General features: G+C 63.6%; 14 protein-coding genes. 6 read left to right on the top strand and 8 right to left on the bottom strand.

Going from position 1 to position 14006, the window contains the following annotated elements; genetic code table 11:
* The first annotated feature begins 149 nt into the window (after positions 1-149).
* On the top strand, positions 150-1046 hold the full coding sequence (locus tag WM94_RS00915) for a M23 family metallopeptidase (RefSeq protein ID WP_013974816.1): 897 nt from the start codon (positions 150-152) through the stop codon (positions 1044-1046).
* Between the two features lie 32 nt (positions 1047-1078).
* On the opposite strand, the gene WM94_RS00920 is transcribed toward WM94_RS00915, so the two are convergent.
* From WM94_RS00920 to phoB, 3 genes are all read right to left on the bottom strand, one after another.
* Positions 1079-2419, bottom strand: coding sequence for a hemolysin family protein (locus tag WM94_RS00920; protein WP_013974815.1), 1341 nt, complete (start codon positions 2417-2419; stop codon positions 1079-1081).
* A gap of 218 nt (positions 2420-2637) precedes the next feature.
* Positions 2638-3945, bottom strand: coding sequence for a phosphate regulon sensor histidine kinase PhoR (phoR, locus tag WM94_RS00925; protein WP_023661986.1), 1308 nt, complete (start codon positions 3943-3945; stop codon positions 2638-2640).
* Positions 3946-3993: 48 nt separating this feature from the next.
* On the bottom strand, positions 3994-4683 hold the full coding sequence (gene phoB / locus WM94_RS00930; protein WP_003253341.1) for a phosphate regulon transcriptional regulator PhoB: 690 nt from the start codon (positions 4681-4683) through the stop codon (positions 3994-3996).
* 172 nt (positions 4684-4855) lie between these two features.
* Between phoB and WM94_RS00935 the strand changes: the two genes are divergently transcribed.
* Positions 4856-5227, top strand: a complete 372-nt coding sequence (locus WM94_RS00935) for a hypothetical protein (RefSeq protein WP_024087921.1) — start codon at positions 4856-4858, stop codon at positions 5225-5227.
* A 113-nt stretch (positions 5228-5340) separates the two neighbouring features.
* On the opposite strand, the gene ubiA is transcribed toward WM94_RS00935, so the two are convergent.
* Complete coding sequence (gene ubiA, locus WM94_RS00940) at positions 5341-6231, bottom strand: 4-hydroxybenzoate octaprenyltransferase (RefSeq protein ID WP_061550234.1); 891 nt, start codon at positions 6229-6231, stop codon at positions 5341-5343.
* The gene (locus WM94_RS00945; protein WP_015272344.1) at positions 6231-6788 is read right to left on the bottom strand and encodes a chorismate lyase; all 558 of its coding nucleotides are present in this window, start codon (positions 6786-6788) and stop codon (positions 6231-6233) included. The genes ubiA and WM94_RS00945 overlap by 1 nt, the downstream gene beginning before the upstream one ends.
* Positions 6789-7015: 227 nt before the next feature.
* Here WM94_RS00945 and WM94_RS00950 point away from each other — a divergent pair, with 227 nt between their 5' ends.
* The 4 genes from WM94_RS00950 to WM94_RS00965 all read left to right on the top strand — a co-directional run bounded on the left by WM94_RS00950 (position 7016) and on the right by WM94_RS00965 (position 9357).
* Entirely contained in the window at positions 7016-7183 is a 168-nt protein-coding gene (locus tag WM94_RS00950) for a rubredoxin (RefSeq protein ID WP_003253349.1), read from the top strand.
* A 16-nt stretch (positions 7184-7199) separates the two neighbouring features.
* Positions 7200-8348 carry an NAD(P)/FAD-dependent oxidoreductase gene (locus tag WM94_RS00955; protein ID WP_061550235.1) on the top strand — a complete coding sequence of 383 codons (1149 nt, stop codon included), beginning with the start codon at positions 7200-7202 and terminating at the stop codon, positions 8346-8348.
* Positions 8349-8534: 186 nt separating this feature from the next.
* On the top strand, positions 8535-8834 hold the full coding sequence (locus WM94_RS00960; RefSeq protein WP_013974808.1) for an HU family DNA-binding protein: 300 nt from the start codon (positions 8535-8537) through the stop codon (positions 8832-8834).
* Positions 8835-8982: 148 nt separating this feature from the next.
* Complete coding sequence (locus WM94_RS00965; protein ID WP_015272342.1) at positions 8983-9357, top strand: hypothetical protein; 375 nt, start codon at positions 8983-8985, stop codon at positions 9355-9357.
* A 134-nt stretch (positions 9358-9491) separates the two neighbouring features.
* Here WM94_RS00965 and WM94_RS00970 read toward each other — a convergent pair whose 3' ends face one another.
* From WM94_RS00970 to WM94_RS00980, 3 genes are all read right to left on the bottom strand, one after another.
* Positions 9492-10895: an aminoacyl-tRNA deacylase and HDOD domain-containing protein gene (locus WM94_RS00970; RefSeq protein ID WP_061305170.1), complete on the bottom strand. Its 1404-nt coding sequence runs from the start codon at positions 10893-10895 to the stop codon at positions 9492-9494.
* A gap of 78 nt (positions 10896-10973) precedes the next feature.
* Positions 10974-13052 carry an ATP-dependent DNA helicase RecG gene (gene recG / locus WM94_RS00975; protein ID WP_061550236.1) on the bottom strand — a complete coding sequence of 693 codons (2079 nt, stop codon included), beginning with the start codon at positions 13050-13052 and terminating at the stop codon, positions 10974-10976.
* A gap of 3 nt (positions 13053-13055) precedes the next feature.
* Complete coding sequence (locus WM94_RS00980; RefSeq protein WP_013974805.1) at positions 13056-13982, bottom strand: hydrogen peroxide-inducible genes activator; 927 nt, start codon at positions 13980-13982, stop codon at positions 13056-13058.
* Between the last annotated feature and the right edge of the window lie 24 nt (positions 13983-14006).

The raw sequence follows: 14006 nt of genomic DNA on the forward strand, positions 1-14006 counted from the left end.
ATTGCCGGGGCTGCTCCGCAGCCCATTCGCAGCACAAGGCTGCTCCTACAAAACGCTGCGCAACCCCGGGCCATCCGACCAACTGTCATACCCGTTGCAAAACCCCCTGCTAGGCTTCGACAAACCATAACTGTCAAAAAGCCACTATCATGCCCGCCCGCCTGCTGCTGTTCTGTGCATTGCTCATGGCCTCGGCGTCGAGCCTGGGCATGACCATTTACGAGATCACCGATGATGGCCGTGTGACCTCCTATTCCGACCGGCCCGGCCCCGGTGCCAAAACCTTTGTGCGGCGCGTACCTATGGTCGAGGTGCCCGAAGGCCAGGTTCTGCTGAACGCGATAACCTTCAACGGCGGCGTGAGCTTTTCGGCCCGCAACCAGCTACACGTGCCAGTGGAGGTGGAGTTGCGCCTGGACAACCTGGTGAACGCACAAGGTGGCAATGCCCCGCGTACCGTGCGCCGCGTACTGCCGCCGCGCACCACGCAAATGCTCAGCGTGCTCAGGGGGCGCCCCGGGATGCTGCTGAACTACCGCTCGACCCTGCTACAGGCCATGGGCGACCCGGGCAAGCGGCCCCAGGGCTTCCGCTATGCATTCCCCTGGATTGGCGGGCCGTTCCGCGTGACCCAGGGCCCCAATGGCCGGGTCAGTCATTTTGGGCCCAAGGGGCGTTACGCCATGGACATCGCCATGCCCGAAGGCACTACCATCATCGCGGCGCGGGAAGGGGTGGTGGTGAAGACGGAGAACAGCCAGAGCGGGCGCGGCCCCAACCCCTCGGGCAATTTCGTCAGGATCCTGCACCCGGACGGCACCATGGGTGTGTACCTGCACCTGATGCGCGGTTCGGTGGTGGTGGCAGAGGGGCAACGGGTGCGGCAGGGGCAGATGCTGGCCAAGTCGGGCAATACCGGCAACAGCACCGGGCCGCACCTGCATTTCGTGGTACAGCGCAATGTGGGGTTGGCGCTGGAATCGATACCTTATCGGTTCGACAGGCCGATCGGAGGGTTGCCTGACTTCACTGCGGGTAACCCTTGAGATTTTTGGGGCTGCTTTGCAGCCCCTGGCCCTCAATCCAGCTTGAGCACCTTGGCCAGCACGATCTTCGGCCCTTTCATCTTCTTGATGATGATGCGCAGCCCTTCGACCTCCAGCACTTCCTCTTCTTCAGGCACGCGCTTGAGCGTCTCGTAGACCAGACCTGCGAGGGTTTCCGCCTCGATATGGTCAAGGTCGACGCCCAGCAGGCGCTCGACCTTGAACAGCGGCGTGTCGCCACGCACCAGCAGCTTGCCCGGCTGGTAGGCGAGGATGCCGCGCTCGGTCTTGCGGTGCTCGTCCTGGATATCGCCCACTAGCACTTCCAGCACGTCTTCCATGGTCAGGTAGCCAATCACCTTGCCATCGGCTTCCTCCACCAGCACGAAGTGCGCGCCGCCCTTGCGGAACTGCTCCAGCAACTGCGCCAGCGGCATGTGCCGCGACACACGCTCCAGCGGCCTGGCCAGGTCGTCGAGGTCGATGGTTTCGGGCAGGTGCTCGAGTTCGGCCAGTTCCAGCAGCAGGTCCTTGATATGCAGCAGGCCGGTGAACTCCTCACGCTCGGCGTCGTACACCGGGTAGCGGCTGAACTTGTGGCGGCGTACCAGCGCCAGTATCTGCTTCAACGGCGCATGGGCGTCGATGCTGACCATGTCCTCGCGCGAGTTGGCCCAGTCGACCACCTCCAGCTCGCCCATTTCCACGGCAGAGGCCAGCACGCGCATGCCCTGGTCGCTCGGGTCCTGGCCACGGCTGGAGTGCAGGATCAGCTTGAGTTCTTCACGGCTGTAGTGGTGCTCGTGATGCGGGCCGGGCTCGCCCTGGCCAGCAATGCGCAGGATGGTGTTGGCGCTGGCATTGAGCAGGTAGATGGCCGGGTACATCACCCAGTAGAACAGGTACAGCGGCACGGCGGTCCACAGCGACAGCAGTTCTGGCTTGCGGATGGCCCAGGACTTGGGCGCCAGCTCACCGACCACGATGTGCAGGTACGAAATGACGAAGAAGGCGACGAAGAACGATATCGCCTTGATCAGCTCGGGCGTGTCCACGCCAAGGTATGCCAGCAGCGGCTCGAGCAGGTGGGCGAACGCCGGTTCACCGACCCAGCCCAGGCCCAGCGAGGCGAGGGTGATCCCCAGCTGGCAGGCCGACAGGTAGGCGTCGAGCTGGTTGTGTACTTTGCGCAGGATGCTGCCACGCCAGCCATGCAACTCGGCGATGGACTCGACGCGGGTAGCGCGCAGCTTGACCATGGCGAACTCGGCGGCAACGAAGAAGCCGTTGAGCAGCACCAGGAGCAAGGCAAAGATGATCATGCCGAAATCGGCGAATAACGAGGTGAGGCTGATACCAGGGGAAGGGTCCATGATGGAGTTTTTACGGGGTCCGTCTTCGAGATAGAGAGAAAAAAAGTGCCAGCTCTTGCTGGCACAGGGGGTCCAATGTAGCGGCTGGGACCGTAAAAGCAAAGGGCGATGGATTCTTTGGGGGCGCTTTGCGCCCCATCGCGACACAAGGCCGCTCCGCGATCCCGTGTAGGAGCGGCCTTGTGTCGCGATGGGCTGCAAAGCAGCCCCCGAGGCCCTCAAGCCTTGCCGTTGGCCAATTGTGCCGGCGCGAAGTGACAGGTAAACGTACTGCCATGCCCCGGCACGCTGCTGATCTCCAGCTTGCCGCGGTGGCGCATCAGCACATGCTTGACGATCGCCAGCCCCAGCCCGGTGCCCCCGGTATTCGACGCACGGCTGGAGTCGACCCGGTAGAAGCGCTCGGTCAGACGTGGCAGGTGCTTGGCATCGATGCCCACCCCCGAGTCCTGCACCGACAGGTGTGCGCCCTGGGCATCGGCCCACCAGCGAATCCGGATGCTGCCTTCGTCCTGGGTGTACTTGACCGCGTTGAACACCAGGTTGGAAAAGGCACTGCGCAGCTCTGACTCGCTGCCCTTCAACTGCACACCGGGCGCGGCTTCAAGGGTGATGCGCTGTTTGCGGGGCCCGGACAGAGCCTGGGCGTCGTTCTTGATCGCGCAGAGCAAGGCATCGACCGCCACCGGGTGGTTGTCCGACGGATAGTCGGTGGCCTCAAGCTTGGCCAGCAGCAACAGGTCGTTGAGCAGTGTCTGCATGCGTGAGCCTTGCTGGCTCATCTGTTGCAGGGCTCGGCTCCAGCGCGGGTTCACGTCCTCGACGTTGTCCAGCAGGGTTTCCAGGTAGCCGGTGATGACCGTCAGCGGCGTGCGCAGCTCGTGGGACACGTTGGCGACGAAGTCCTTGCGCATCTGCTCCAGCTGGTGGATGCGGGTAACGTCGCGCACCAGCATCAGGTGCTCGTTGTTGCCGTAGCGGGTGATGTGCAACTGCACGCGCATGCGGTCGTTGATCGGCGAAGGGATTTCCAGCGGCTCGAGGTAGTTTCCCGCCTCGAAGTACTCCTTGAAGCGCGGGTGGCGCACCAGGTTGGTCACCTGCTGACCGCCGTCCTGTGGGGTCTTGAAGCCCAGCAGGGTCTCGGCGGCGCGGTTCCACCATTCCAGGTTGCCATCGCTGTCGAGCATGATCACTGCGTCTCGCAGTGCGGCAGTAGACTCCTGCACCCTGTCGATCACCGCCTGCAGGCGGCCGCGTACACGCTGGTCGCGGCGTTGCAGGTGGTAGATGCTGTCGAACACCTCGCCCCACAGCCCGTAGCCATCGGGCGGTGCTTCGTCGGGTTGGTGGTTGCGCAGCCAGTCATGCAGGCGCAGCAGTTGCTTGAGGGTCCAGCCCAGGTAGAGCGCCAGGCCGATGGCCAGGCTCCAGCCATAGTAGCCACTGACCAGCCCACCGATGAGGCAGACGGTAATCAGCAGCAGCAGGTGGCGAATCAGGGTCGCGTGCCAGTTCTGGTTCAATTGACGGTCCTTGTACAACGACGTGCAGCTTGGCGCCTTTCAGCTCGATCAGCTCTTGGTCGAGAAGCGGTAGCCGGTGCCCCGGACGGTTTGTACCAGATTTTCGTAGGCTTCACCCAGCGCCTTGCGCAGGCGGCGGATGTGTACGTCGACGGTGCGTTCCTCGACATAGACGTTACCGCCCCATACCTGGTCCAGCAGTTGGCCACGGGTGTAGGCGCGCTCCTGGTGGGTCATGAAGAACTGCAGCAGACGGTATTCGGTAGGGCCCATCTCGGCTGGCTTGCCGTCGATGGTCACGCGGTGGCTGATCGGGTCGAGCAGCAGGCCACCGACTTCGATCGGTGCCTCGCTGTCGCTCGGGCCGGTGCGGCGCAGCACGGCTTTCAGGCGGGCGACCAGCTCGCGTGGTGAGAACGGCTTGGTGATGTAGTCGTCGGCACCCACTTCCAGGCCTTGGATCTTGTTGTCCTCTTCACCCTTGGCGGTGAGCATGATGATCGGGATGTCGCCGGTCAGCTCGTCGCGCTTGAGGCGGCGGGCCAACTCGATGCCGGAGGTGCCCGGCAGCATCCAGTCGAGCAGGATCAGGTCCGGTTTGCGGTCGACGATGATCGCGTGGGCCTGTTGGGAGTTTTCCGCTTCCAGGCAGTCATAGCCGGCCATTTCCAGGGCAACGGCGATCATCTCGCGAATTGGTGCTTCGTCGTCGACGATCAGAATGTTCCTGCCAACCATGCTCAAAACCTCTCCTGGATACGGTGTCTTGGCCCGCATTAGATAACGGAATTATTGCAGCTGTGTGACAGGGTGTTGGCCGTTCTGGCGACATTCCGTGACTGAACTAGGCTTGAAAGGGCCGTGGTTGCGGCAACTTGAACCCAATCCCCCCGAAACAATGGTGAATCCAATGACACGACAAACGCTGAGCTGGATGGCCCTTTTCACTGCGCTGGCGCTCCCGGGGGTGGCCTTGGCCGACCATGCGATGGAGAAGGGCGGCATGTTGGTCGATCATGCCGGCATGACCCTGTACACCTTCGACAAGGATGCGGGCGGCAAGTCGATGTGCAATGGCGAATGCGCCAAAAACTGGCCGCCGCTGATGGTCAAGGCCAATGACGAACCGGCCAAGGACAAGTGGACAGTAGTGATGCGCGATGATGGCAGCAAGCAGTGGGCCTATGACGGCAAGCCGCTGTACACCTTCATCAAGGACAAAAAGGCCGGCGACATGACCGGTGACGGCATGAAGGACGTCTGGCACGTTGCCAAGCCTTGAGATTGCCGGGGCCGCTTTGCGGCCCATCGCGACACAAGGCCGCTCCTACAGGAATGCGCGATACCCTGTAGGAGCGGCCTTGTGTCGCGATGGGCTGCAAGGCCCCAGAATATTCAGCGCAGTGCGTAATCCAGCACCACCCCGACGAACACCAGCATCCCCGCCCAGTGATTGTGCAGAAACGCCTTGAAGCACGACTCCCGGTCCAGCTTGCGCGTCGACCAGTACTCCCAGGCAAAGCACGCCGCCGCGCCCAGTAGCCCCAGGTGGAACCAGCCACCCAGCTCGAAGCGGCTGCCGGCCAGCAACAGGCAGCCCAGCGACAGCAGCTGCAAGGTCAGGATGATGGTGCGGTCGGCATCGCCGAACAGGATGGCGGTCGACTTCACGCCAATCTTCAGGTCGTCATCACGGTCGACCATGGCGTAGTAGGTGTCGTAGCCCACCGTCCACAGCAGGTTGGCGATATACAGCAGCCAGGCGCTGGCCGGCAGCTCGCCACCCGCTGCGGTGAAGGCCATGGGAATGCCCCAGGAATACGCCGCCCCCAGCACCACCTGCGGGTAATAGGTGTAGCGCTTCATGAACGGGTAGCAGAACGCCAGAGCTACCGCACCGAACGACAGCCACACCGTGTGGCTGTTGGTGCACAGCACCAGCAGGAAGCTCACTCCGACCAGGATGGCGAACAGCGCCAATGCTTCGCGCGGGCGGACCCGGCCGCTGGCAAGGGGGCGGTCGGCTGTGCGTTTGACGTGGCCGTCCACCTTGCGGTCGGCAAAGTCGTTGATGCAGCAACCTGCGGCGCGCATCAGCACCACACCGAGGCCGAAGATCAGCACGTTGGCCAGGGTTGGTGAACCGTTGCCGGCAATCCACACCGCCGACAAGGTCGGCCACAGCAGCAGGTAGATACCAATCGGCCGGTCCATGCGGCTGAGCTGGACAAAGTCCCAGGCCCGTGGGTGCAGGCGGTTGAGCGACTTCAGCAGTTGCATGTACATCAGCGGTTTTCCTCCTTGGCCGCTTGCCACAATGCTGGCAGGAACACCTCTGCCACCAGCAAGTCCAGGCCGCCACGTTCGAAGCGCGACCGGCGGCCCCACAGCGCAGTATGGGCGGCTTCGCTCGGCAGCCAGGCTTGTGGATAACTGCACACCTCGATGGGGTGGCGGATGAATGCCTGATCGCAGAACAGCAACTCGCCCAGCGAACGGCTGCCCAAGGTTTCCAGGTCCAGCCCGCCGCGCTCCAGGGCACTGCGGCTGGCGACGCTGCGGGCGAATACCCAGGGTTGGCCATGGCCGCGCAGGTACACCTCGCGCACCCAGCCTTCGGCACCGGCGGCGATGCCCAGTGCCTGGCATTCGTCATCGCGCAGCGGCTGCCAGCCCTCAAACAGCGGGGTGACAGAGAAGTGATCGTTGGACAGGCGGGTCAGGCGGCGGGTCAGCGAGCCCTCGTCGAACAGCCAGTCAAGGGTGGGCTGGTCGATGTCGGTCGCCAGCCGTGAATACGGCAGCCACGCGACAGCGGCTGCTTGCGGGGATTCGTACGACACGTCGGTCTGCTTGTTACAACCAGAGAGGCGGCGAGCTTAGCATGATTGCCCGGACTGCTTGCATACTGCTGACAGGGCCGCTACAAAGCCCCACGAATTGCGCGCAGGCTTCGTCGCGGGTAAACCCGTTCCCACAGGCTACGCGGTCGCTGTAGGAGTGGGTTCACCCGCGAAGAGGCCATCAGCAGCAACACAAAGCTCCAGCTTGAACCGAGGAAAAAGACCTGATGAAGAAGTGGCAATGTATTGTCTGTGGCCTGATCTACGATGAAGCCGAAGGCTGGCCCGACGACGGCATCGCCCCCGGCACACGCTGGGAAGACGTGCCTGAAGATTGGCTATGCCCCGACTGCGGCGTGGGCAAGAGCGACTTTGAAATGATCTCCATCGGCTAATCGAGGAAAGCACGACATGACGTCCCCTGTGGTAATCATCGGTACCGGCCTTGCGGGCTACAACCTGGCCCGTGAATTTCGCAAGCTCGATGCGCAGACGCCGCTGCTGCTGATCACCGCCGATGACGGTCGTTCCTACTCCAAGCCCATGCTGTCCACCGGCTTTGCCAAGCAGAAGGACGCCGACGGCCTATGCATGGCCGAGCCGGGCGCCATGGCCGAGCAACTGAATGCCGAGATTCGCACCCATACCCGCATCAGCGGCATCGACCCGGGCCACAAGCGCTTGTGGATAGGTGAAGAGGCGGTGGAATACCGCGATCTGGTGCTGGCCTGGGGGGCGCAGACGGTGCAGGTGCCGATCGAAGGTGATGGCGGCGATAGGGTGTTCCCGATCAACGATCTGGAAGACTACGCGCGCTTCCGTGCCGCTGCCGTCGGCAAACAGCGCGTGCTGATCCTCGGTGCCGGCCTGATCGGCTGCGAATTCGCCAACGACATGAGCCTGGGCGGCTTCCAGGTCGATGTGGTAGCGCCGTGCGAGCAAGTCATGCCGACCCTGCTGCACCCGGCTGCTGCCACTGCCGTGCAGGCCGGGCTGGAAGGCCTGGGCGTGCGTTTTCACCTCGGTCCGGTACTGACCCGCCTGCAGCAGGTGGCGCAGGGCCTGGAGGCGCACTTGTCCGACGGCAGCGTGATCATCTGTGACCTGGTGGTTTCGGCCATCGGCCTGCGCCCGCGCACCGACCTGGCTGCCGCTGCTGGCCTGCAGACCAACCGCGGCGTTTGCGTGGACCGCCAGTTGCGCACGTCCCACGCCAATATCTTTGCCCTTGGCGACTGTGCCGAAGTCGATGGCATCAACCTGCTTTATGTGATGCCGCTGATGAGCTGTGCCCGGGCCCTGGCGCAAACCCTGGCCGGCAAGCCGACAACGGTCGCCTACGGGCCGATGCCGATCACCGTGAAAACCCCGGCCTGCCCGCTGGTGGTCTCGCCGCCGCCCCAGGGCCACGAAGGCACCTGGCAGGTAGAGGGGCAGGGCAGTGACCTCAAGGTGCTCTGCCTTGATGCAGAGGGCAAGCTGCTGGGCTATGCCCTCACCGGGGCGGCCGTGATGGAAAAGCTGGCCCTGAATCGCCAGCTGCCGGCCGTGATGGCGTAAATAGCTGGCGTTCTGTCGGATTTATCCTGTTGTTGCTTGCACAATGGCCGCCCAGATACTGGCGCGGCCCCTGTGCACGTGCCATCCTCACTTCCGTCTGCCGCAGATTAGAGCCTGCGGTGCCTTGAGCGCTGCTCCCAGGGCAGCACGGCATAACAACAAGAATTCCGTCAAAGAGGCTTCACTATGCGCAAACCAGAACTCGCCGCCGTCATCGCCGAAAAGGCCGATCTGACCAAGGAAAAGGCCAATCAGGTTTTGAACGCGATTCTCGACAGCATCACGGGTGCCCTGGACAAGGACACCGTGACCCTGGTCGGTTTCGGCACCTTCGAAAAACGTCATCGCGGTGCGCGTACCGGCAAGAACCCGCAAACCGGTGAACCGGTCAAGATCAAGGCCAGCAATACCGTGGCTTTCAAGCCAGGCAAGAACCTGCGCGACAGCGTCAACGCCCCCGTCAAGCCGGCCAAGAAAGGCAAGTGATCGCTCCCTGACAACTCCAGTGTCAGCCAAGCGGGCGCCCCAGGGCGCCCGTTGTGCTTTCTGAAGGCAAAAGGTTTCGAACTTGCATAAATAGTTCTGGAAAAGGATAGACTGCGCGCCTTAGTCACTTTTAATTCGAGGCGCGTTGATGAAGTTCCGCTTTCTTCTCTGGGCCATGGGGCTGTTGATGGCCAGGGCCAGCCGCAACAACCCGGCGTTCCAGCAGCAGCTCAAGGGCAAGGACCTGGTGTTCCAGATGCAGACCCTGGACGGCAAGGTCGCCCGGCACTTCATAGTCAACAACGAACGCGTCAGCAGCAAAGGCGGTGCGCACCCGCAGCCAGCGTTCGCCATTGCCTTCAAGGACGCCGCCTATGGCTTCACCACCATGCAGGCAGGTAACAAGCAGTTGGCGTTCATGCAGGGGATTCAGGACAAGCACATCCAGATCAAGGGCAACCCGGCGCTGGTGATGTGGTTCCAGGGGTTGATGAAGTACCTGAAGCCGAAGAAGAAGGCCTGAAATTGAAGGGGCTGCTTTGCAGCCCAATCGCCGGCAAGCCAGCTCCCACAGGGATAGCACTGCCCTCAGGCCTGTGTCGAACCTGTGGGAGCCGGCTTGCCGGCGATTGGGCCGCAAAGCGGCCCCTTTTGATATCAGTGCGGTGCGTGGAACTGCGAAGCCAGCTCACGCAGCAGGCTCTCTGCCTCGAGCACCTTGTTCACCACATCCTCGGCCTTGTCCCGGGTAATCCCCAGCCGTTCCAGCAGCTCGTCAGGAATCTCCTGCTGTGGCCCAGAGCCAATCCCCCGCGAGCGCAGCAGGCGGGTAGCCAGGCACACCAGGTTGGGGAACGCCGAAAACTCGCCTTCATAGGCCGGGTCGTGCTGGAAGCGCAGTGCGGCGGACAGTTCTTCCGGCATGTCCCACAGCTTCATCAACCAGGCACCGATCTGCTCGCGGCTGATGCCCAGCAGGTGTTGTTCCACATAGGTGTGGCACAGGTGCGGGTTGACCTCCAGGTGGCGGCAGATCAGTGAGAAGTGCGGCGGGAACACGTGCGCCAACAGCAAATAGCCAAAGTTGTGCAGCAGCCCGGCCAGGTAGGTCAGGCCGGCCTCGGGGCGCTCGGCCCGTGGCATGGCGCGGGTCAGGCCTTCGATGATCGCGGCGGTGTAGATCGACTGCTGCCAGTACGGCGTGGCTTGCTGCGGGTGGTCTTTCGGCAGGCTCAGGGTCTTGCCCAGCGCCAGGCCCAGGGCCAGGTTGATCACCAGGTCGAAGCCCAGCACACGCACGATGGCGTCTTCCACCGAGCGGATCTTGCCAGGTGAGGCGTAGTAAGGCGATGCCGCCCAACTCACCACCTGTGCCGCCAGCGCCGGGTCGGTTTCGACCACGCCGGTGATATCGTCGATGCTGGCGTTGGGGTCTACCCGTAGCTTGATGATCTTTTGCGCGGTGTCGGCCAGCGGCGGGATTTCGATGGTTTCTTCCAGGCGCTTCTGGATGCGCCGGGCAGTGAAGGCCTGGACGGCGTTGGTGATTTCCCGGGTGTCATCATCGGGGCGGTCGAGGTTGGGGCTGATTGCCTCGACTTCCTGGCCGAAGCTGCTGGCGCTGGCCTTGACCAGCATGCGCTTGAAGTGCGCGCGTTCGATTTCCAGCAGCAGGCCGGCTTCGCCAGACTGGATAAACACGGTTTCAGCGTCGAGCAGGCTCTTTTCGTACTGGCACGGCGAGCTGGTCAGCGCCGGGATGCCCGGCAGGGCCTTGAGCTGGTGCTTGTCCAGCATCTGCTTCAGGCGCGGCACCGACACCGCAGTGAGCTTGCGACCGGTCAGTTCGGCCAGGCGGTTGAGGTCCAGCAGCTGGCTCTGCGGGAATAGCACCATCAGGGCGCCGACCTCGTCGTCGAGCAGCACGGCCTGTACCCGCGACGCTGCTGGCAGGTGCGGATGTTCGACCACCTCGCGGTAGGCCACGCCGAGTTTGTCGAGCAGCAGCCGGATGACCGAGGGAGCGTGTGGGGTTGCGGTGTCCAGGGCAACTTCAGTCATGGTCCGTATCCACTGATTCCTTTAAACGCGAAGTATAACCAGCCTCTGGGCAAAACTGGATCCATTATGGGACCAGCGTCACACTTGGCCATATTGCTGGCCATGACGCAGCCAGCGATCGAGCAGCGGGCTGACGTGCTCCGGCCAGCGTGCGATCAGGGCCTGGGCGGCGTCGCGCACGGCCGGCAGCAGGTCGGCGTCACGCATCAGGTCGGCGACCTTGAACTGCAAAAGGCCTGTCTGGCGGGTGCCGAGCATCTCGCCCGGGCCACGCAGCTCCAGGTCCTTTTCGGCGATGATGAAGCCGTCGTTGGTTTCCCGCATGATCCCTAGCCGCTCGCGGCCGATCTGCGACAGTGGTGGGTGGTACAGCAGCACGCAATGGCTGACGGCGCTGCCCCGGCCAACCCGGCCACGCAACTGGTGCAGCTGTGCCAGGCCCAGGCGCTCTGGGTTCTCGATGATCATCAGGCTGGCGTTGGGCACGTCCACGCCCACCTCGATGACCGTGGTGGCGACCAGCAACTGCAAGTTGCCGGCCTTGAACTCAGCCATGATCTCGGCCTTTTCCGCCGGCTTCATGCGCCCGTGGATCAGCCCCACCCGTAGCTCGCCCAGGGCACTGTCCAGCTCCTCGTAGGTGCTTTCGGCGGCCTGGCAGGTAAGCTCTTCGGATTCTTCGATCAGTGTGCACACCCAGTAGGCCTGGCGCCCTTCGGCGCAGGCGGCGCGCACCCGCTCGACCACTTCGAAGCGGCGGCTATCGGCCACCAGCACGGTGTTCACCGGGGTGCGTCCGGGAGGCAGTTCGTCGAGCACCGAGGTGTCCAGGTCGGCGTAGGCGCTCATGGCCAAGGTGCGCGGAATGGGTGTGGCGGTCATGATCAGCTGGTGCGGGCACAATTCCCCGGCCACGCCCTTCTTGCGCAGGGCCAGGCGTTGCTGCACGCCAAAACGGTGCTGTTCATCGATGATCGCCAGGGCCAGGTGCTTGAACTTCACCTCTTCCTGGAACAGCGCATGGGTGCCGACCACCATTGGCGCGCCATTGGCGATCTGCTCCAGGGCGGCTGCCCGGGCTTTGCCCTTTAGCTTGCCGGCCAGCCACGCGACTTCGATGCCCAGCGGTTCGAGCCAGCGTTTGAAGGTGATGTAGTGCTGTTCGGCGAGTATCTCGGTGGGCGCCATCAAGGCCACCTGGTAGCCGGCCTCCAGGGCCTGTAGCGCGGCCAGGGCGGCGACCACGGTCTTGCCGGCACCCACATCGCCCTGCACCAGGCGCATCATTGGCTCATGCTGGCTGAGGTCGTAGGCAATTTCGTTGGCCACCCGCTGCTGCGCGCCGGTCGGCTGGAAGCCCAGGTTGGCCAGGTACTGTGCCTGCAGGCGCTGGGCCTTGGGCAGCACTGGCGCGCGCAGGCTGCGCAGGCTTTCACGCAGGCGTTGCTGCGACAACTGGTGGGTCAGCAGTTCTTCGAAGGCCAGGCGGTGCTGGGCCCAATGCTGGCCTTCGGCAAGCTCGTCGAGGTCGGCGTCGGCCGGCGGGTTGTGCAGGTAGCGGATGGCATCGTCCAGCGGCGCCAGCTGGTAGTCCCGGGCCAGTTCGTCGGGCAGCCAGTCCGGCAGGCTGCGCGGGCCCAGCAGGCCCAGGCTCTGCTGACAAAGCAGCCGCAGGCGTTGCTGGGTAAGGCCTTCGGTGGACGGATAGATCGGCGTCAGGGTCTGCTCGACCGGTGGCGGCGGTTCGTCGCCGTTCAGCGCCCGGTATTCCGGGTGGTAGATTTCCAGGCCCGAAGCGCCGGGGCGTGCTTCGCCGTAACAGCGCAGGTGGGTGCCACGCTTCAGGCCTTCCTTCTGCGCGTTGCTGAAGTGGTAGAAGCGCAGGCTCAGCACACCGCTGCCGTCACCCAGGCGCACCACCAGGCTGCGGCGCTTGCCCATGGTCACGTCGGCGCCGCTGACCACGCCCTCGATCACCGCGTCCTGGCCAGGGCGCAGTTGACCGATCGGCACCACGCGGGTGCGGTCCTGGTAGCGCAGGGGCAGGTGGAACAGCACGTCCTGCAGGTTCTCCAGGCCGACCTTGGCGAGCTTCTCCGCCATGGCCTCGCCAACCCCCTTGAGTACCGTCACCGGGACCTTCGACAGCTCACTCATGACTCAGGCCGGTTGTTCCGCAGGGGCTTTGGCGACCGAGCACAGGCGGATCGAGTCGGCGAGGATCTCGATGGCCTTCGGCCGCGGGAAGCTGGCGCGCCAGGCGATGGCTACGGTGCGGAATGGTGCCGGTGCGGTCAGTGGGCGAACCTCGATGACACCGGGGGCGTAGTGGTGGCTGTGCACCGCCGACAGCGGCAGGATCGACACGCCAAGGCCCGAGGCCACCATGTGACGGATGGTTTCCAGCGAGCTGGACTCCACCGTGGTGTGCTTGGAGCCTTCACCGCCCTTGTTCAGCGTTGGACAGGCCTCCAATACCTGGTCACGGAAGCAGTGGCCTTCACCGAGCAGCAACAGGCTCTTGTCGTTGAGCATGGCGGTGTCGATGGTCTTTTTCGCTGTCCACGGGTGGTCAGCCGGCATCAGGGCGCAGAACGGCTCATCGTACAGTGGCAGGGTCAGCACATCGGCTTCGTTGAACGGCAGGGCGATGATCACCGCGTCCAGTTCGCCGTTGCGCAGCTTTTCGCGCAGTACGTGGGTGAAGTTCTCTTCGATGTAGAGCGGCATCTGCGGTGCCACGCGGTGCAGCTGCGGAATCAGGTGCGGGAACAGATACGGGCCGACGGTGTAGATGGCACCGACCTTGAGTGGCGCAGTCAGCTGGTTCTTGCCGGCCTGGGCCAGCTCGCGAATGCCCTGGGCCTGCTCCAGTACCTTTTGCGCCTGGGCGACGATGCTTTCGCCGACCGGGGTCAGGCGGACCGCGCTCTTGCTGCGCTCGAAGATCAACACGCCAAGCTCATCCTCGAGCTTCTTCACACCGACCGACAGGGTCGGCTGGCTCACGTGGCAGCGTTCGGCGGCATGGCCGAAATGCTGTTCCTGGGCGAGTGTGACGATGTAGCGTAATTCTGTGAGGGTCATAACGTGCGTCCATGAAGTTGCGAG

Source organism: Pseudomonas sp. ABFPK, assembly GCF_001586765.1.
Lineage (GTDB): Bacteria > Pseudomonadota > Gammaproteobacteria > Pseudomonadales > Pseudomonadaceae > Aquipseudomonas > Aquipseudomonas asiatica.